Origin of the sequence: Sphingobium sp. WTD-1, assembly GCF_030128825.1 — a bacterium.
In the GTDB taxonomy this organism is placed as follows: domain Bacteria; phylum Pseudomonadota; class Alphaproteobacteria; order Sphingomonadales; family Sphingomonadaceae; genus Sphingobium.
Map to the genome: position 1 here is coordinate 3,152,655 of NZ_CP119127.1, position 17,423 is coordinate 3,170,077.

Genomic DNA, 17,423 nt, shown 5'->3' on the forward strand with positions numbered 1-17,423 from the left:
TGCGGATCAGGCCGCGCGCCGATCCTCCGCCGGTTCCGCCCCGTCCTCCACCAGAGCACGGTGCAGCGCGCCCACGGCGGTCTCATAATGATCGACATCGACGATGAACTGCACGTCGACATTGCGGATCTGGTGCTGCATCGCAACGATCGGCACATGGGCATCGGCCAGCGCCTGCAGGGCGTCGGGCACCAGCCCTGGCCGCGCGATGTCGCTGCCGATGACCGACACGATCGCCACCGGCTGGGCCGATATGGCAGCGTCGGGATAGCGCGCCTGCAAATCCGCGATCACCCGCTTCACCGTCGCCGCATCGGCGGACAGATAATGGGTGATGGTATTGGCGTTCGACGCCTTGCTGACGATCCAGGCGCCATGGCGGGCCAGCGCGTCCAATATCGCCGCGTCATAGCCTTTCACGCCGACCATATCCTGCTCGGAGAACATTAGCGCCTGCGCTTGGCGCACGCCGGTGACGATCTCGACGCGCGGCGTGTCGGAGACATAGGCACCGCAGATCAGCGTCCCGCCATCTTCCCGGTCGAAGGTGTTGCGCACCCGCAGCGGAATGTCGGTCTGGCGCAGCCCCCGGCCGGCGCCGGGATGGATCGCCTCCATACCCAGATTGGCAAGCTGGTCCGCCACGTCATAATTGGTCCGGCCGATCTTGCGCGCCTTGTCCGTGCCCACCAGGCGCGGGTCGGCGCTCGACAGGTGGAACTCCTTGTGGATGATCGCCTCGCGCGCCTTGGTCAGCACGGCGATGCGCGAAAAGGTCATTTCCGAATAGCCACGGGCATAAAGGCGCACCATGCCCTCGCTGCATCCGGCATAGCCGGTGACGATCGGCAGGGTGGTGGAAAGGTCGATCGGCGCAAACGCCTGGCCGATCCGGTCGTCCAGCTCGCGCATGTCCTGCTGGTCCCACAGGGTCAGGTCGACAAACTGCGCATTGACGCCCCGGTCGCGCAGCAGCAGCGCAGTCGAATGCGCGCTATGCGCTTCGCCGAGACCCGCCAGCAGTTCGCGCACCGTCACCAGTTGTTCCTTGACGCAGAAGCGGCCATGGCTGCGCAGCCGCGCCAGATCGTCAAGACAGGCGGCGACCGCATCGATCCGCATGTCGACAAAGGCATTGGCCTCCGCCAGCCGGTCGGCGCGGACGAACATCGTCGCATTGCGCTCCCGCATGGCGCGGCGTACCGCCTCCATCGCCTGGCGCCAGCCGTCCGCATCCTCGTCCGCCACGAAACGGGCATAGACACCCGGTTCGCCGCTTTTCTTGTGCTCCAGCAGCAGGTCGGTCATGCCGGCATAGGCCGACACGACGAAGATGCGATGATAGAGGTCCGCGCCCTTGCGGCCGGCGATCAGCACATTGTCGAACAATGTCGCGGTCGCGGCCATGGAGGTTCCGCCGATCTTCTCGACGCTATGCAGGCTGCTCATGCCAGCGCCTCCTTCATCAGCGGCCCGGTGACGGGTGCGATCATCTGCGGTTCGCCGCGCGCAGCGATGAAGGCGGGACGTGGCCGATCGACGCCAAAGGGCGCCTCCAGCCGGTTCGACACCGCATTATAGACCAGGAAGGCATTGGCGCGCGGGAACGGCGTGATGTTGCCGTTCGACCCGTGCATGATGTTGCAGTCGAAGACCACCACCGATCCGGGCTTGCCGGTCGGCGCGACGATGCCATGATGATGCGCCAGTTCGGCCAGGCTGTCCTCGTCGGGAACGCCATATTCCTGGCGCTTGAGCGACTGGCGATAATGGTCCTCGGGCGTCTCGCCGACGCAGGTCAGATATTGGCGATGCGATCCGGGGATCAGCATCAGCGGGCCGTTATGCGGCGTGTTTTCCGCCAGCAGCACCGACATGGACAGCGCGCGCATGCGCGGCATGCCATCCTCCACATGCCAGGTCTCGAAATCGCTGTGCCAGTAGAATTCCTTGCCCTGGAAACCGGGCTTATAGTTGAGCCGCGACTGGTGGACATAGACATCGTCACCCAGCAGGAAGCGGGCCACGCCGGCCAGGCGGCTGTCCGCCGCCAGCCGCTCGATCACCCGGCTCTGGGCATGGATGCGGAAGATGGAACGAACTTCCTTGCCGCCCGGTTCGGTGATCACCGTTTCGGCTTCCAGCGCATCGGGATCGGCCAGCAGCTTGCGGGCCTCGTGCTGGAGGAAGGCGACTTCCGCGTCGGAGAAAATGTCCTCCAGCACCAGATAGCCGTCGCGGTCGAAGGCATCGGCCTGGTCGCGGCTGATCGGCGCGTCGGCGCTCCAGTCGGCATGGACGACCGGATCGTGGCGCGGCAGGAATTCCGCCATGTCGGCATGGCGGGACGGGTAGAGGTCTTTCATGGGACTCCCCCTTTTTTCAGTCTAGGAATGATTTGGGCGTGGCAGGCTCGGGCAGCCCCCAAGCCAGAGCTTGATCCGTTCATACTGAATCGGATCAAGCTCCAATTTTCGTTGTTGTCCGCATTTTCCGAGTCAGCAGATGTGACCATCTGCTTTGAAAATGCTGGAGCGTCACGCATCAGTCGGCCAGCGCAGGCTCGCGCGCGGCGCTGATATCAGCGGGATAGGCGCCATTCTCGTCATGCACTTCCTTGCCGGTGACCGGCGGATTGAAGGTGCAGGCGCACAATATGTCGGTTTCCGGCCGCACGATATGCTGGTCATGGGCATTGAGCGCATACATGACGCCGGGCGCCAGTTGATGGGTGATGCCGGTGCCCAGATCTTCGATCGTGCCCGTGCCCTTGAGCACCAGCACCGCCTCCAGATGGTTCTGGTAGTGCATGTGCAGTTCCTCGCCCGCGTACATGGTGGTCACGTGGAAGGAAAAGCCCATATTGTCGTCCTTCAGCAGAAGGCGGGCGCTTTCCCAGCCCTTGGACTTCACATTGTGGTCGGACTTGCGGATGTCCTGAAGCTTGCGAACGATCATGTCTGAAATCTCCTCTTATTCTGCGGCGACGCCATAGGTGACGGTCAGCGCGGACCGGATGCTCTCCTCGAGAATGTCGAGGCCGGCCGACAGCGTGGCGTCCTCGATCACGAGGGGCGCCAGTATCTTGACGATCTCGTCATGCGCGCCGCTGGTTTCGATGATGAGCCCCTGCGCAAAGCAGGCGGCGGTAATGGTCTGAGCGATTTCGCCCGATCCGACGTCGATGCCGCGCATCATGCCGCGGCCGCGCGTCGACAGGCCATGTTCGGCCGCCATCGCGTCCAGCCGCCGTTCCAGCAGCGCGCCGCGACGGGCGATATCCTGCTCGAACTGCGCATCGCTCCAGAAATGGCGCAGCGCGGCGGTGGCGGTGACGAAGGCATGGTTATTGCCCCGGAAGGTGCCATTATGTTCGCCCGGCGCCCATTGATCCAGTTCCGGACGGAACAGGGTGAGCGCGAAGGGCAGGCCCATGCCCGACAGCGACTTCGCCATGGTGACGATGTCGGGGGTGAAGCCCATGCCTTCGAAGCTGAAGAAATTGTCGGTGCGGCCACAGCCGGCCTGGATGTCGTCGACGATCATCAGCGCGCCATGGCGCCTGGCGATCTCGGCAATCCGGCGCAGCCATTGCGGCGAGGCGGCATTGAGGCCGCCTTCCCCCTGCACCGTCTCCACCAGGATGGCGGCCGGCGCGTCGAGGCCGCTCGACGGATCGGACAGGCGCCGCTCCAGCAGGTCGGCGGTATCGACATCGGGACCATGATAGCCGTCATAGGGTTCATGGGCGACATGGCTCAGCGGCACGCCCGCGCCGCCGCGCTTGGCGGCATTGCCGGTGCAGGCGAGCGCGCCCAGCGTCATGCCGTGAAAGCCGTTGGTGAAGGCGATCACCAGTTCGCGACCGGTGATCTTGCGCGCCAGCTTGATCGCGGCCTCGACCGCATTGGTGCCGGTCGGCCCGGTGAACATGGCGCGATAATCAAGCCCGCGGGGACGCAGGATCACATCCTCCAGCGTGGCAAGGAAGTCGGCCTTGGCATCGGTGTGCAGGTCGAGGCCATGGGTGATACCGTCGCCGGCGATATAGTCGAGCAGCGCGGCCTTCAGGACCGGGTGGTTATGGCCATAGTTGAGCGTGGAGCAACCCGACAGGAAGTCGAGATAGCGGCCGCCCTGATTGTCGTGCATCCACACGCCTTCCGCGCGGTTGAACTGGCGCGGCATGGCGCGGGCATAGCTGCGCACGGCGGATTCGCGCCGCTCATAAATGGCCGTGTCGGGCATGGTGCTGGTGGGTTTGGGCTGGGTCGTGACGGTCATGGTTTCAATCTCTCTCAACTCTGTGCCGGGGTCGGCAGCGGGCCGATGCGCGCCTGCCATTCGGTGGCGTGGGCGCCGGCAAAATGGGCCTGTTCTTCAAAGCGGGCAGTCTTTTCGATCCGAACGCCCCAACGCCGCGCCAGCCCCTGGAACAGGGCCCAGGAGGCGCGATTATCGTCGGTGATGGTCGTCGTCAGATAGGTGACGCCGGCCTGCGCGGGCCGGGCCAGCAGCGCCTCGATCATGCGCCCGGCAAGGCGCTGGCCGCGCGCGGCGGACGACACCGCGACCTGCCACACGAAGAACGTGTCGGGTGCTGCCGGGGAGCGATAGCCCGATACCCAGCCGACCACCGCACTGCCACGCTCGGCAACGATGCAGTAGTCGGCAAAGTCGGTGCATTGCAGCAGGTTGCAATAGGCCGAATTGGGATCAAGCGGCGGACAGGCTGCAATCAATCCGCTGATGGCTGGCCCGTCCGTGGCGACGGGCTTGCGTAAGACGATGTCCTGCCCCTCGCCCGATCGAGAGCGCGCAGAAGCCCGTGGCGGCAAGGCAGCCGCTGTAGCTTGGGAATCGAAGATTGTTCATCTCCCGAATTATATTTTACTCGGAGAAGCAGGTTCTCCGGCGAGACGGGCGCTTATATGCCGATAATCGGCGCCATCTTCAACCCCAAAGCCGAAATTATATTTCATATAATGAAGTATGTGACGAGGAACTTTTGGCCCCGTTGGCGCTTTGCGGGACTTCGCGCTATGCGCTTTCCCATGGATTCCGAAATTGCCTCCCTGACCCTGCGCGCGCTGCGCCGCGTCCTGCGCGCGACCGAAATCGGCAGTCGCCAGCTGGCGACGACGACCGGACTCACGCCGTCGCAATTGCTGGTACTGCGGGAAATCGACACGCGCCTGTCCGTTACCCCCTCCGCCGTGGCGCAGGCGCTGCAATTCAGCCAGGCGACGATCACCGCGATCGTCGACCGACTGGTCGCGCTCGGCTTCGTCCAGCGCCAGCGCGGCGAACGCGACAAGCGCCAGATCCACCTGACCCTGCTGCCCGCCGGCCGTGACGCCCTGGCCGACGCCCCCGACCCGCTGCAGAAGCGCTTCACCGATCGCTTCGACGCCCTTCCCACCTGGGAACAGGCCATGATCCTCGCCGCGACGGAAAGGCTGGCGATGCTTATGGATGCAGATTCGATCGACGCCGCACCGCTGCTCGACAGCGGCCGGATCGACCGGTCAGAGCCGCATTGACGACCCATGCCAGTCATTCCGGTGGCAATTTTGATCATCTAAGTGCCGACCGTCCGCTTTTCCCACGCAGTGCGAGAGGTACACGGTGAAAGGAATGCATCAGACCTAAGCCGTCTCTTTGACCACCGTGGCGATCATAGCTTCTTGTGGTCCTTCTAGCGCAGAATCGAGTTGGTCAAATCATAGTTTAGTCTGTGCCCCTCGCGGATCAGGTCGATCAGCGCCTGCAACTTGCGCGGAATATGGCGACGCCCGGCAAAATAGAGCGACAGGCCGGCAAAGGGCGGCGTCCATTCGTCGAGCAGTGGGACCAGCCGACCGGCGGCAATATGGGGCAGCGCGCCGCGCTCCTCGACATAGGCCAGCCCCGCGCCATCGACGGCCGCGTCCAGGATCAGGTCGGTCGCGTCGAGGATGAGATTGCCTGGCGCGTCAATCAGCGTCGCCTCTCCATGCCGCTCGAACTCCCAGCGATAGAGGCGTCCGCTGGATAGCCGCATGCCAATGCAGCGATGGTCCAGCAGATCGGCTGGCACGATCGGGGCACGACGCCCAACCAGATAGGCCGGTGCGCCGACGACTATCATCCGCAGTTGCGGAAAGATCGGCACGGCAATCATGTCGGGCGGGATCGCATCGGCCAGCCGCGCGCCCGCGTCAAAGCCTTGGCCCGTAATGTCGACCAGCGCGCTTTCGGTCACGACTTCGACCGTGACCTGAGGATAGCGACGACCATATTCAAGGATGATCGGTTGCAGCATCATGCGGGCTGCGCCGGGCGAAGTGTTGATCCGCAGCGTGCCGGACGGCTCGCTGGCATTGGCGCCCAGATCGTCCACAATTTGGGCAATCGCCTGCAATGCCGGCGCGATCCCGGCCACGAACTGCTCACCCGCAGTCGTCAGTATCACGCTGCGTGTCGTCCGGTTGAACAGGCGCACGTCCAGCCTTTCCTCCAGTACGGCGACCGCATGGCTGAGCGCGGACGAAGATAGGCACAGATCACGCGCTGCCGCGCGAAAGCCGCCATGGCGGGCGACCGCCAGCACCGCCTCCATCTCCGCAACGCTCGGCATCATTGTGCGAAATACCTTATCAGTCTGTACAATATTGTCCTTCTTATCAGATCGACGATGCGGGTCCACATGCAGCGCAGATGCAAAGATGGAGGCGTCACGCCATGCAGAAGATCAGCGAAAATTATATCGACGGCCGGTTCCAGCCTGTTTCGGGCGATGAACAGGCGCCCTTGTTCAACCCTGCTACGGAAGAGCAGATCGGCATCGTCCGCCTGTCCAACGCAGCGGATGTGGATACCGCGGTAGCGGCGGCGAAGCGGGCCTTTCCCGTGATGGCTCATAGCACGGTGCCCGAACGCATCGCGATGCTGCGGCGCCTGGCCGATGTGGTCGCCGCCCATGGCGATGCCATGGCATCCGCAATGGGCCAGGAATATGGCGCCCCGACCTATTTCATTGACTATAGCGCACGGCGCGCAGGCTCAGCCTTCTTCGACATGGCCAATGTGCTGGAAAGCTATACCTGGCAGCGCCGGATCGGGGCTGCGGAGGTCGAAATGCGCCCGATCGGCGTCGCGGCTGCGATCACGCCATGGAACAGCAATTTCGGCTTCATCTGCGCCAAGCTGGCCACCGCGATTGCAGCCGGCACATCCATCGTCATCAAGCCGTCCGAGATGAGCGCGCTCCAGACCCATGTCCTGCTGCAGGCGCTGCACCAAGCCGACCTGCCAGCGGGCGCGCTCAACATCGTCAACGGATCGGGCGCGGTCGCCGGTGCCGCGCTCACGGCCCACCGCGACATCGCCAAGATCAGCTTCACCGGATCGACCGGCACCGGCCGGGCGATCCTGCATGCCGCCGCCGAACGGATGGCCCGCGTCACGCTCGAACTGGGCGGCAAGGGCGCACAGATCATCCTCGACGATGCCGATCTCGATACCGTCGCTGCCCAAGCCCTGGCGAGCGGCTTCATCAACAGCGGCCAGGCCTGCATTGCCGGCACCCGCATTCTGGTTCCCGCCGGCTTGAAGGCCGCGTTGCAGGATCGTTTGGTCGCCGCGCTGGATCACTGGCCGGTCGGCCCGGCCAGTGATCCTTCATCGCGCATCGGACCAATGGTCAGCCAGAAGCAATGGGACCGGGTGCAATCCTATATCCGGCTCGGCCAGGCGGAGGGCGCAACCCTGCTGGCGGGCGGAGAAGAACGTCCCATGGGCCTGGATCGCGGCTGGTTCGTCCGCCCTACCCTGTTCACTGATGTCGACAACGACATGCGCATCGCGCGCGAGGAGATATTCGGCCCGGTGCTAGCGATCATCGCCTATCAGGACGAAGCGGATGCGATCCGGATCGCCAACGATAGCGATTATGGCCTGCAAAATTATCTGCTGGGTACCGACCCCGACCGGCTGAAGCGCGTAGCAAGACAGCTGGACTCAGGCCGGGTCGTCATCAACGGCGCGGCACATGAGCCGCTCGCCCCCTTTGGCGGGGTCAAACAGTCAGGCATCGGCCGCGAATTTGGCAGCTTCGGCCTCGACGCCTTCCTCGAACCGCGCACGGTGCTGGCATGAGCCGGATCGCGTTCGTCACTGGCGCCAACAAGGGGCTGGGCAAGGAAGTGGTGCGCCAGCTCGGCCAGGCCGGCATGACGATGCTGCTCGGCAGCCGCGATGCCGGGCGCGGCGCAGAGGCGGTGGCGGAACTGCGCGCCGAGGGGATCGACGTCCAGTCGATCCGCATCGACGTGACCAGCGACGCCAGCGTGATCGCGGCCGCCGCTCAGATCGAGGCTGAGCATGGCCGGATCGACATATTGGTCAATAATGCCGGCATGTTGCGGCGCGTGCCGACGATCGAGACGTCGGCGGCGAACATGCGCGAAACCTACGACACTAATGTCTTTGGCCTGGTGCGGGTGACGCGGCAGATGCTGCCGCTGCTGGTCCAATCCGACGCGCCGCGCATCGTCAACATCGCCAGCACCAGCGCCTCGCTCGCGCTCACCAGCGATCCCGCCACTCTGTTCGGCCAGTCGGACACGATCCTGGCCTATGCCTCGTCCAAGACCGCCATTTTGATGCTGACGCAACATTATGCCCACGCTTTCCAGCGCAGCGCGGAGCACCAGCACATCCGCATAAACAGCGTGACGCCTGGCCATATCGCCACCGACCTCAACGGCCATGCCGGCACCCGCACCGTCGAACAGGGCGCGCGGGTGGTCATGACCTTTGCGACGCTGCCGGACGATGGCCCCAATGGCGGCTTCTTCAATGAGGATGGCCCCCTGCCCTGGTAGAGCAAGGCCGCCCCTTATTCGGCATAGTCGGTGAAGACTAAATCCCTGCCCTTTTCTAGCCCCTCCAGCTTCTGGTGACAGGCAAAGCAGCTCTGCACCACGGCCGGGTCGGGATTGGGTCGACCGCCCTCGAACTGGCCATAGCCCCAACCGCCGGTCGCGCCGTAGCGCTTCGCATCCTTGACGCTGACCTGCACATTGGTCGGCGCGCCGGCGACAAAGGATTGCGGCGCGGGAAACACCGCATCGTTGCGCGGCGAGGCCTGATAACGCCAGGCCAGCCGAACGATCACCGCGCCATCAGGAAAAGGCCGCTTGCCATCGCAAAAGGCCTTCACCGCGATGGCATTGCCCAGGATCGCGCGAATATCGTCATTCCTGCCATTTTCCTGCGCCACGCTGATCAGTTTCCAGTCTCGATAGCCCTTGGGCAGGGGCACGCCATAAATCGGGGAAGCCTGTGCCTCGCGGGCTGGGCCGGCGAAGACCACCGATCCGCCCAGCAGCAATGCCGCCATGCCCAGGGCCAGAGTGCCGATCCGTGTCATCGCTGGCTCCCTCATCCGGCCATGCGTGCGGCGTCGAGCACCGCTTTCGCGAAGGCGGCCGGCGCTTCCTGCGGCAGATTATGACCGATGCCCCCGTCGATCAGCCGATGGTCATAAACGCCCGCGAACTTCGCGCGATAGGCGGCCGGATCGGGGTGCGGCGCGCCATTGGCATCGCCTTCCATCGTAATCGCCGGGATCGTCACCGGCGGGCCCGCCGCCAGTTTCGCCTCCAGCGCGTCATATTGCGGCTCGCCTTCGGCCAGGCCCAGCCGCCAGCGATAATTGTGGATGACGATCGCGACATGGTCGGGATTGACGAAGGAGGCCGCCGACCGGGCAAAGGTCGCATCGTCGAACGCCCAGCGCGGCGACGCCAATTGCCAGATCTGCTTGTTGAAGGCGTTGGTATTGGCGGCATAGCCGGCCTTGCCGCGCTCCGTCGCGAAATAATATTGATACCACCATTGCAGTTCGGCGGCGGGCGGCAGCGGCTTGGCATTGGCGGCCTGGCTGCCGATCAGATAGCCGCTGACCGACACCAGCGCCTTGCACCGTTCGGGCCACAGCGCCGCCATGATGTCTGCCGTGCGCGCGCCCCAGTCGAAGCCGGCCACCACCGCGTGGCGGATGCCCAGCGCATCCATCAGCGCGATGCCATCCGCGCCCAGCGCCGCCTGCTGTGCATTGCGCGGGGTGGCTGCGTCGCGGAAGACGGTGCTGCCATGGCCGCGCAGATGCGGGATGATGACCCGGTGCCCCTGCGCCACCAGCAGCGGCGCGACCTCGGCAAAGGCATGGATGTCATAGGGCCAGCCATGGAACAGCAGGACCGGCGCGCCATCGCGCGGCCCCATGTCGACATAGCCGATATTGAGCACACCGGCGTCGATCTGGCGGATCGGGCCCAGCGCAGGCGGGTTCGCCCCGGCTACCGGAGCGGCAAACGCCCGACCAGCCGACCCGCCAGCCACCAGCGTCGCGGCCATGGCGGCTGCGACACGAACGAAATCCCGGCGAGCGGGGTCTGCAATATCCTGACGCATCATCATTCTCCCATCCATGGGCTGAGCCGGGTTCAAGCTAGCCGGCACTCACGGCGACGGTTTCCTGATAGACGCATCGCCGGCGATGCGCCTGTTAATCGCTGTGATCTGCTGTGAGCCGGCATGGTTCCCGTTGTCAGTCGGCAGTCGCCGCCTTTTCGATCAGCCGGGCGACTTCGGGTGCGTGCGATACCATCACGACATGCGATGCGCCGCGGATCACCACGCTCTGCCGCGCCGCTGCGCGCTGCGCCATGAAGGCCATGGCGGCGGGCGGGATGTTGCGGTCGGCGTCGCCATAGATGAACCAGGACGGCACGGTCTTCCACGCTGCCTGGGTCGCGGCTTCCGACAGGGCGGCCTCGGCAATCGGGCGCTGCCCCGCCGCCATCAGGCGCGCTTCGGCCGGCGGCACGTCGGCGGCGAACTGGTCATGGAAGCGGGCCTGCAGGATATAGAGATCCTTGCCTCCCGAACCGAGCGAGACCGGCGGTGCCAGTGCCGGCCCTAGCGTGCTGCCGGGGAATTTGCCGGTCAGGCCGATGGCGGTTTCGCCGACGTCCGGCGCGAAGGCGGCGACATAGACCAGCCCCTTCACATTGGCCTGGCCGGCCGCAGCCTCGCTGATCACCGACCCTCCATAGGAATGACCGACCAGGATCACCGGCCCGGCGATGCTGCGAACCAGATCGGCCACGACATCGGCATCGGCGCGCACGCCGCGCAGCGGATTGGGCGCGGCGACCACCCGATAGCCATCCTGTTCAAGGAAGGGGATCACCCCGTTCCAGCTGGAACCGTCGGCAAAGGCGCCATGGACAAGAATGATGGTCGGCTTGACCGGCTGGGCCTGGGCATTGCTTGCGGCAAGCCCCACCAGCAATGCGCCCATGATGAGAGTCCGCATGTCAAATCTCCTGAGGTTCGGGGTTTCAGACAAGCGTGACCAGGGCATCGATATTGCCCTTGATCGCCTTGGAATAAGGGCAGGTGCGGTGCGCCTGCTCGATGATCTGCCGGGCCATGTCGGGCGCGAGGCCGGGTACCGAGACATTGAGCCGGGCGGCAAGCGAATAGCCTTCGTCGCCATGGCACAGCGACACCGCCGCATCGATCGCCAGGTCATCCGGCAGGGTCACGCCCTTCCCCTTCGCAGCGATCACCATCGCGCCTTCGAAACAGGCAGACCAGCCGGCCGCGAACAATTGTTCGGGATTGGTCCCCTGCCCCGGTCCGCCGGGCGTGGAAAGAGGAAGGTCGAGGCGCCCATCGGAACTGCGGGCGTGACCTTCGCGTCCACCGGTCACATGGACCTGGGCGGTATAGAGCGTCTTGGTGTCGGACATGGCAAGTCTCCTTTTATTGAGGGGGTTCAGCGCAGCGAACGGAAGGCGGCGCGCAGTTCCTGTGCGAACAGCATCGGCTGTTCCCAGGCGGCGAAATGGCCGCCATCGGCCACCGCGTTGAAATAATGGAGGCGGCTGTAGCAGCGCTCGGCCCAGCTTCTGGGCGCGCGGAAAATCTCGCCGGGGAAGACGCTGATAGCGACCGGCAGGTCGATGACACCGCGCGCGTTGAAATTATTGCTATGATCTTCCCAATAGATCCGGGCGGCCGAGGCGCCAGTGCCGGTCAGCCAGTAGAGCGAAAGATCGTCGAGGATGACATCGCGGCCCAGCAGCTTCTCGGGCTGGCCGTCGCTAAAGGTCCATTGCGCGATCTTCTCGTACATCCACGCCGCCATGCCGACCGGCGAGTCCACTAGCGCATAGCCGATCGTCTGCGGCCGCGTGTTCATCATCGCGGCATAGGCGGCATTGTCGCGATAGAAGGCGGCGAGTTGGTCGAAGGCCCGGCGTTCCGGCGCGCTCGAGGTGGCGGGGGCGGGATCGCCGGCGGCAAGGATATGGGCGATCTCGGCCGGCACCACGGCCGGCATGTTGAGATGGATGCCGATCAGGCCCGGCACATGCTGCGGAGCCATGCGCTGCGAGATCACCGATCCGCAATCGCCGCCCTGGCTGACATAGCGGTCATAGCCCAGCCGCCGCATCAGCACTGACCAGGCCCGACCGATATGGTCGGATCCCCAGCCCGGCACGCGGGGCTTTTCGGAAAAGCCGAAGCCAGGGATCGAGGGAATGACGAGGTGGAAGGCGTCGTCCGCCGTGCCGCCATGCGCGGTCGGATCGGTCAGCGGACCGATGACCTTCAGAAATTCCAGGATCGACCCCGGCCAGCCATGGGTCAGGATCATCGGCAAGGCGCCAGCATGACGCGAACGGACATGGATGAACTGGATGTCGAGCCCGTCGATCCGGGTCATGAACATCGGCTGCGCATTGAGCTGCGCCTCGACCCGGCGCCAGTCATAGGCGCCCGCCCAGTAGCGCATCAGCGGTTCCAGCGTCTGGCGCCGCACGCCCTGGCTGTCATCAGCGACCGACTGGGGATCGGCCCAGCGGGTTTCGGCGATGCGCCGCTTCATCGTTGCAATGTCCACCTGCGGGATGGCGACGCGAAAGGGCCGAACAGCCGTGTCGTCGATCGCGGCCCGCAGCGCGGACGGCATGGCGCCGGCCGCGCCTGCCAATGCAGCACCTGCCATGAACCGGCGGCGTGATGTCGAATGGGGTTCCGTGATGTTCATTTCCTCGATCCGGGAAGTCATGGTCCCGGAGATAGAGGAGCGCGCGCGGAACGCCCGTTAGTTGGGATGATGGGGCGTTAGCCGTTGCAAATGCGATCTGCCGCCCGCGCCACTGCCGCCAACTAATGCGCCCGCACAGGGCCTAACAGGCATCCGCGCAACCGGCCGCTACATTGCAGGCAAGAGAGCAACCACAAGGCCGCCCGCCATGACGAGAACCCGTTCCATCCGCTTTATCACCGCCACGCTGCTGGCAGCCGGTGCCACCACCATCGCCTGCTGCGCCGATGCGATCCGCGCAGCGCCCTCCCTTGCCGCGCCGTTCGGCGCCCCGCGAAAGGCCATTGACGTGCTCGATCATGCAGGCCCCTGGCTGACGCCCGTGCCGGGTGGCGTGGCCTCGCTGCGCGGCAAGGTGGTGCTGGTGAATTTCTGGACCTATTCCTGCATCAACTCGCTGCGCGCCCTGCCCTATCTGCGCGCCTGGCAGGAACGCTATTGTGACAAGGGGCTGGTCGTGGTCGGCGTCCATACGCCCGAATTCCGGTTCGAGCATGATCCTGCCAAGGTCCGTCAGGCCACCGCCCGGTTGGGCGTGGGCTATCCCAATCTTCAGGACAATGACTATGCCGTCTGGCAGGCGTTCGGCAATCAGGGCTGGCCCGGCTTCTATTTCATCGACGCCAAGGGACAGGTGCGCGGCTATCGCATCGGCGAGGGCGATTATGCCGAGTCCGAACAATTGATCCGCCGCCTGCTGGCCGAGGCCGGTCACGATCCTGCGGCCATTCCCGTGACGCCGATCCAGGGGCGCGGAATCGAGGCCCCGGCCGACTGGCGCAATCTGGCATCGGGCGAAGCCTATCTGGGCCATGACAAGGCAAGCGGCTTCCGGTCGCCCGGCGGCCTGCGCCGGGATGCGACCGCAAGCTACAACGCGACAACCGATCTGCCGCTGGGCGGGTGGGATCTGTCCGGCGACTGGACCGTCGGATCGGAATTTTCCCGCCTGGATGCGCCCAATGGCACGCTGCGCTATCGCTTCCATGCGCGCGACGCGCATCTGGTCCTGGGCGGCGCACCCGATGGCCACCCGATCCGTTTCCGCGTGACGATCGACGGCGCGGCGCCCGGTGCCAGCCATGGCGCCGATACCGATGCGCAGGGCTGGGGCGAAGTGCGGGAAGACCGGCTCTACCAGCTTGTCCGCCAGACCGGCCCCATTCGCGATCGCACCATCGCCATCCAGTTCGCCCGGCCGGAGGCCAGAGCCTATTCCTTCACCTTCGGCTGATTTCCCGGTCCATCTTTCGCCACCCTACTGGTCGTTGCCTTTCGCTAACGATATGGCAATGCAGCAGACAGCGGCGCGAGCGTCGCCGGAAATGGGACGGTGCGAGCGTGGCGGACGGAGACAGGCAGCTTCTGGGCGAACGGCGCAGCTTCGGCCCCTTCGCGCTGCTGCCGGCCGAACGGCTGCTTACCCGCGATGGTGTCCCGGTCGAGATTGGCGGCCGCTCCTTCGACCTGCTGGTAGTGCTGACCGAACAGCCAGGGCAGATCCTTTCCAAACGCGACCTGTTGAAGCGGGTCTGGCCCGATGTCGTGGTCGAGGATGGCAGCCTGCGCTTCCATATGGCGGGCCTGCGCAAGCTGCTGGGCGAAGGCACCGGTGGCGCACGCTATATCGCGACCCAGGTTGGTGTCGGCTATGCCTTCGTCGCCCCGGTCGCGGTGCAAGGGCCGGAGACGGGTCAGACCGTGACGCCCGCCCCTGCCCCGCTCGCACCGACGCATAATATCCCGCCGCGCCTGCCGCACCTGATCGGCCGGACGGAGGATCTGGCGCTGTTGCAGGACCGGGTCATGGACACGCCGCTCTTCACCATCGTCGGCGCTGGCGGGGTCGGCAAGACGTCGCTGGCGATCGAGATCGGCCACGCCCTCGCCCCGCAATTCGCCAATCGCGTCGCCTTCGTCGATTTCAGCATGTTGGAAAATCCCGGCCTGGTGCGGCCGATGATCGCCGGCGCCATGGGCCTGACCGTGCAGAGCAACGATCCGCTGGCGGTGATCCTGGGCCATCTGCGCGATCAATCCTTTCTGCTGCTGCTCGACAATTGCGAGCATCTGATCGGCCCCACGGCCGAGTTGGTCGAGCATATCATCGACGCCGCGCCGCAGGTGCGCATCCTTGCCACCTCGCGTGAGCCGCTGCGCGTCCGCGGCGAACATGTCCATCGCCTCGATGCGCTCGGCTATCCCGATGATGCACAGGCGCTGACGCTAGCGGAGTTGCGCGCCTATCCCGCGATCGAGCTATTCCTGGAACGGGCGCGCGCGGCCGACAGCCAGTTTCGGGTCGATGAGGGTGACGCGCGCCTGATCGGGGATCTCTGCGCCCGGCTGGGCGGCATGGCCCTGCCGATCGAACTGGCGGCCGTGCGCGCGGCGACCCATGGGCTGGAAGCGACGGCCCGGCAACTGGGCGAACGGTTCAGCCTGATGTGGCCGGGGCGGCGCACCGCCCTGCCGCGTCAGCAGACATTGCAGGCGACGCTCGACTGGAGCCATGACCTCCTGCCCGACGTCGAGCGGATCGTGCTGGAGCGGCTGGCCATCTTCGTCGGCCCCTTCTCGATCGACGCGGCGCTCGCGGTGGTGGCCGACGCGCTGGTGGGCGCGGACGATATCGCCGCCGCCGTCGATCAACTGGTCGCCAAGTCGCTGATCGCGCCAAATCGGATGCGAGGCGCGGGTACCTATCGCCTCCTGGAAATGACCCGTGCTCATGGGCGCCAACATCTGCTGACCCGTGGACAGGCCGAGGTTAATGCCAATGCCCGGCGCCATGCCGCCTATTATCTGGCGGAACTGGAAGCCCTGCTCGCGCAGGAAGATGACGTCCTTCAGGATCAGCGCCCCCTGCGACAGCAACTGGGCAATATCCGCAGCGCGCTCGATTGGGCCTTTGGTGACAAGGGCGATCGGCGCATTGCCGTGCGCCTTGCCGCTGCCAGTGCGCCGGTCTTCCTCAATCTCTCGCATCTAATCGAATGCCGCAACTGGTGCAGCCGGGCGCTGGCCGAAATGATGGACAGCGAACGCGGCACCGCGATCGAGCTGGAATTGCAGGGCGCGCTCGCCATCGCGCTGATGTTCACCCGTGGCAATCGGCCGGAAGCCGGCAAGGCGCTCGACCGCGCGCTGGAAATCGCCCGGCTGCTGGACGATCACTGGAGCGAGCTGCGCATTCTTGGCCGACTGCACATTTTTCATGAGCGGATCGGCGAATATCAGGCCGCGATGGATCACGCCGCGCGGGCAATCCAGGTGGCCGAGGCGGTCGGCGAGGATGAAGCCATCGGCGTCGCCTATTCGCTGTCAGGCATTTCGCACCATCTGGCCGGCAACCAGATACAGGCGCGCGCCGATCTGGAAATGTCCCTGGCGCATGCTCCCCAATCGCTGCGCAGTCAGACGGTGCGCTATGGCTTCGACCATCGCAATCGCTCCATCATCGCACTGGCCCGCACGCTCTGGCTGACCGGTGACGAACGACGGGCCAAGGCGCTGGCGCGCCAGGCCGTCGAGGACGCCGCGACGCTCAATCATCCCGTGACCCTCTGCATCGCGCTCATCTGGTCGCTGTCGATCCACAGCTGGATGAGGGACTTTGCTGCCGCGGAGGAGACGCTCGCCACCTTTGCCGACTGTGCCGAAGCCAATGCCCTAGGCCCCTATATCGCCGCAGCCAGCGGCTTTGCCGGCGAGTTCGCAATCCTGCGCGGGGAAGCAGGCGGCGGCGCGCTGGCCGCCATCGAGCAATGCCTCGTCCGGCTGCGCACTGCCCGTTATGACCTGCTGACGACGCCTTTTTCCATCGCACTGGCGCAGGGCATGATGCTCGACACGCGTTTCACAGAGGCTGGGAATGTGATCGACGCCACCATCCGTCGATGCGAGGCGAATGGCGAACAATGCCTGATGCCCGAATTGTTGCGGATCAAGGCCAGGATCGCAATCGCGCTCCTCAACGGGACAATTGCGACACCCTTGCTGGATCGCGCCATGACGCTCGCCCGTCAGCAAGGCGCTGTCGCATGGGAGTTGCGGGCTGCCGGTGATCTGGCTTCTTCGTGACGGCTGTTGGAGGATAGGTTCGCTAGGGTATGGGAGAGCCCGGAGAGAGCCTTCTCGGTTGCTTAGCGAACATATCTCCCCTCCCAGCAGTCGACCGACTGCTATCGTTGTCCACCAGCGGTTGACCTCGCCTGATTGAAGGCAGGCGCGAACGCGAGCCTGCGGTTGC

Annotated in this window: 16 protein-coding genes; 5 read left to right on the top strand and 11 right to left on the bottom strand. The window is 65.2% G+C overall.

Annotation, left to right across the window (positions count from 1 at the left end; genetic code table 11):
- Window positions 1–6 precede the first annotated feature (6 nt).
- From N6H05_RS15785 to ectA, 5 genes are all read right to left on the bottom strand, one after another.
- The gene (locus tag N6H05_RS15785; protein WP_284110449.1) at window positions 7–1,449 is read right to left on the bottom strand and encodes an aspartate kinase; all 1,443 of its coding nucleotides are present in this window, start codon (window positions 1,447–1,449) and stop codon (window positions 7–9) included.
- Complete coding sequence (thpD, locus tag N6H05_RS15790) at window positions 1,446–2,366, bottom strand: ectoine hydroxylase (protein WP_284110451.1); 921 nt, start codon at window positions 2,364–2,366, stop codon at window positions 1,446–1,448. Before thpD ends, N6H05_RS15785 begins: the two co-directional genes overlap by 4 nt.
- Window positions 2,367–2,544: 178 nt before the next feature.
- A complete protein-coding gene (locus N6H05_RS15795; protein WP_284110453.1) occupies window positions 2,545–2,958 on the bottom strand; it encodes an ectoine synthase in 414 nt (137 codons plus the stop codon).
- Between the two features lie 15 nt (window positions 2,959–2,973).
- On the bottom strand, window positions 2,974–4,284 hold the full coding sequence (ectB, locus tag N6H05_RS15800; RefSeq protein WP_284110455.1) for a diaminobutyrate--2-oxoglutarate transaminase: 1,311 nt from the start codon (window positions 4,282–4,284) through the stop codon (window positions 2,974–2,976).
- Between the two features lie 14 nt (window positions 4,285–4,298).
- On the bottom strand, window positions 4,299–4,742 hold the full coding sequence (gene ectA, locus N6H05_RS15805; RefSeq protein ID WP_284110457.1) for a diaminobutyrate acetyltransferase: 444 nt from the start codon (window positions 4,740–4,742) through the stop codon (window positions 4,299–4,301).
- Between the two features lie 312 nt (window positions 4,743–5,054).
- Here ectA and N6H05_RS15810 point away from each other — a divergent pair, with 312 nt between their 5' ends.
- Complete coding sequence (locus N6H05_RS15810) at window positions 5,055–5,543, top strand: MarR family winged helix-turn-helix transcriptional regulator (RefSeq protein ID WP_284110459.1); 489 nt, start codon at window positions 5,055–5,057, stop codon at window positions 5,541–5,543.
- Between the two features lie 155 nt (window positions 5,544–5,698).
- On the opposite strand, the gene N6H05_RS15815 is transcribed toward N6H05_RS15810, so the two are convergent.
- Window positions 5,699–6,622 carry a LysR family transcriptional regulator gene (locus N6H05_RS15815; RefSeq protein ID WP_284110461.1) on the bottom strand — a complete coding sequence of 308 codons (924 nt, stop codon included), beginning with the start codon at window positions 6,620–6,622 and terminating at the stop codon, window positions 5,699–5,701.
- Window positions 6,623–6,723: 101 nt separating this feature from the next.
- Between N6H05_RS15815 and N6H05_RS15820 the strand changes: the two genes are divergently transcribed.
- A complete protein-coding gene (locus N6H05_RS15820; RefSeq protein ID WP_284110463.1) occupies window positions 6,724–8,139 on the top strand; it encodes an aldehyde dehydrogenase family protein in 1,416 nt (471 codons plus the stop codon).
- A complete protein-coding gene (locus tag N6H05_RS15825) occupies window positions 8,136–8,867 on the top strand; it encodes an SDR family oxidoreductase (protein ID WP_284110464.1) in 732 nt (243 codons plus the stop codon). The genes N6H05_RS15820 and N6H05_RS15825 overlap by 4 nt, the downstream gene beginning before the upstream one ends.
- A gap of 14 nt (window positions 8,868–8,881) precedes the next feature.
- Here N6H05_RS15825 and N6H05_RS15830 read toward each other — a convergent pair whose 3' ends face one another.
- The 5 genes from N6H05_RS15830 to N6H05_RS15850 form a co-directional block, all read right to left on the bottom strand.
- Window positions 8,882–9,415, bottom strand: coding sequence for a cytochrome P460 family protein (locus N6H05_RS15830; protein WP_284110465.1), 534 nt, complete (start codon window positions 9,413–9,415; stop codon window positions 8,882–8,884).
- Between the two features lie 11 nt (window positions 9,416–9,426).
- Window positions 9,427–10,461, bottom strand: coding sequence for an alpha/beta fold hydrolase (locus N6H05_RS15835; RefSeq protein WP_284114246.1), 1,035 nt, complete (start codon window positions 10,459–10,461; stop codon window positions 9,427–9,429).
- A 136-nt stretch (window positions 10,462–10,597) separates the two neighbouring features.
- Window positions 10,598–11,368 carry an alpha/beta fold hydrolase gene (locus N6H05_RS15840; protein ID WP_284110466.1) on the bottom strand — a complete coding sequence of 257 codons (771 nt, stop codon included), beginning with the start codon at window positions 11,366–11,368 and terminating at the stop codon, window positions 10,598–10,600.
- Between the two features lie 25 nt (window positions 11,369–11,393).
- Window positions 11,394–11,807 carry an organic hydroperoxide resistance protein gene (locus N6H05_RS15845; protein ID WP_284110467.1) on the bottom strand — a complete coding sequence of 138 codons (414 nt, stop codon included), beginning with the start codon at window positions 11,805–11,807 and terminating at the stop codon, window positions 11,394–11,396.
- 26 nt (window positions 11,808–11,833) lie between these two features.
- A complete protein-coding gene (locus tag N6H05_RS15850) occupies window positions 11,834–13,105 on the bottom strand; it encodes an epoxide hydrolase family protein (protein ID WP_284114247.1) in 1,272 nt (423 codons plus the stop codon).
- A 214-nt stretch (window positions 13,106–13,319) separates the two neighbouring features.
- On the opposite strand from N6H05_RS15850, the gene N6H05_RS15855 reads away from it, so the two are divergent.
- Together N6H05_RS15855 and N6H05_RS15860 are read left to right on the top strand one after the other, a co-directional pair.
- Window positions 13,320–14,405 carry a redoxin family protein gene (locus N6H05_RS15855; RefSeq protein WP_284110468.1) on the top strand — a complete coding sequence of 362 codons (1,086 nt, stop codon included), beginning with the start codon at window positions 13,320–13,322 and terminating at the stop codon, window positions 14,403–14,405.
- A gap of 107 nt (window positions 14,406–14,512) precedes the next feature.
- The gene (locus tag N6H05_RS15860; protein ID WP_284110469.1) at window positions 14,513–17,254 is read left to right on the top strand and encodes an ATP-binding protein; all 2,742 of its coding nucleotides are present in this window, start codon (window positions 14,513–14,515) and stop codon (window positions 17,252–17,254) included.
- Window positions 17,255–17,423 lie beyond the last annotated feature (169 nt).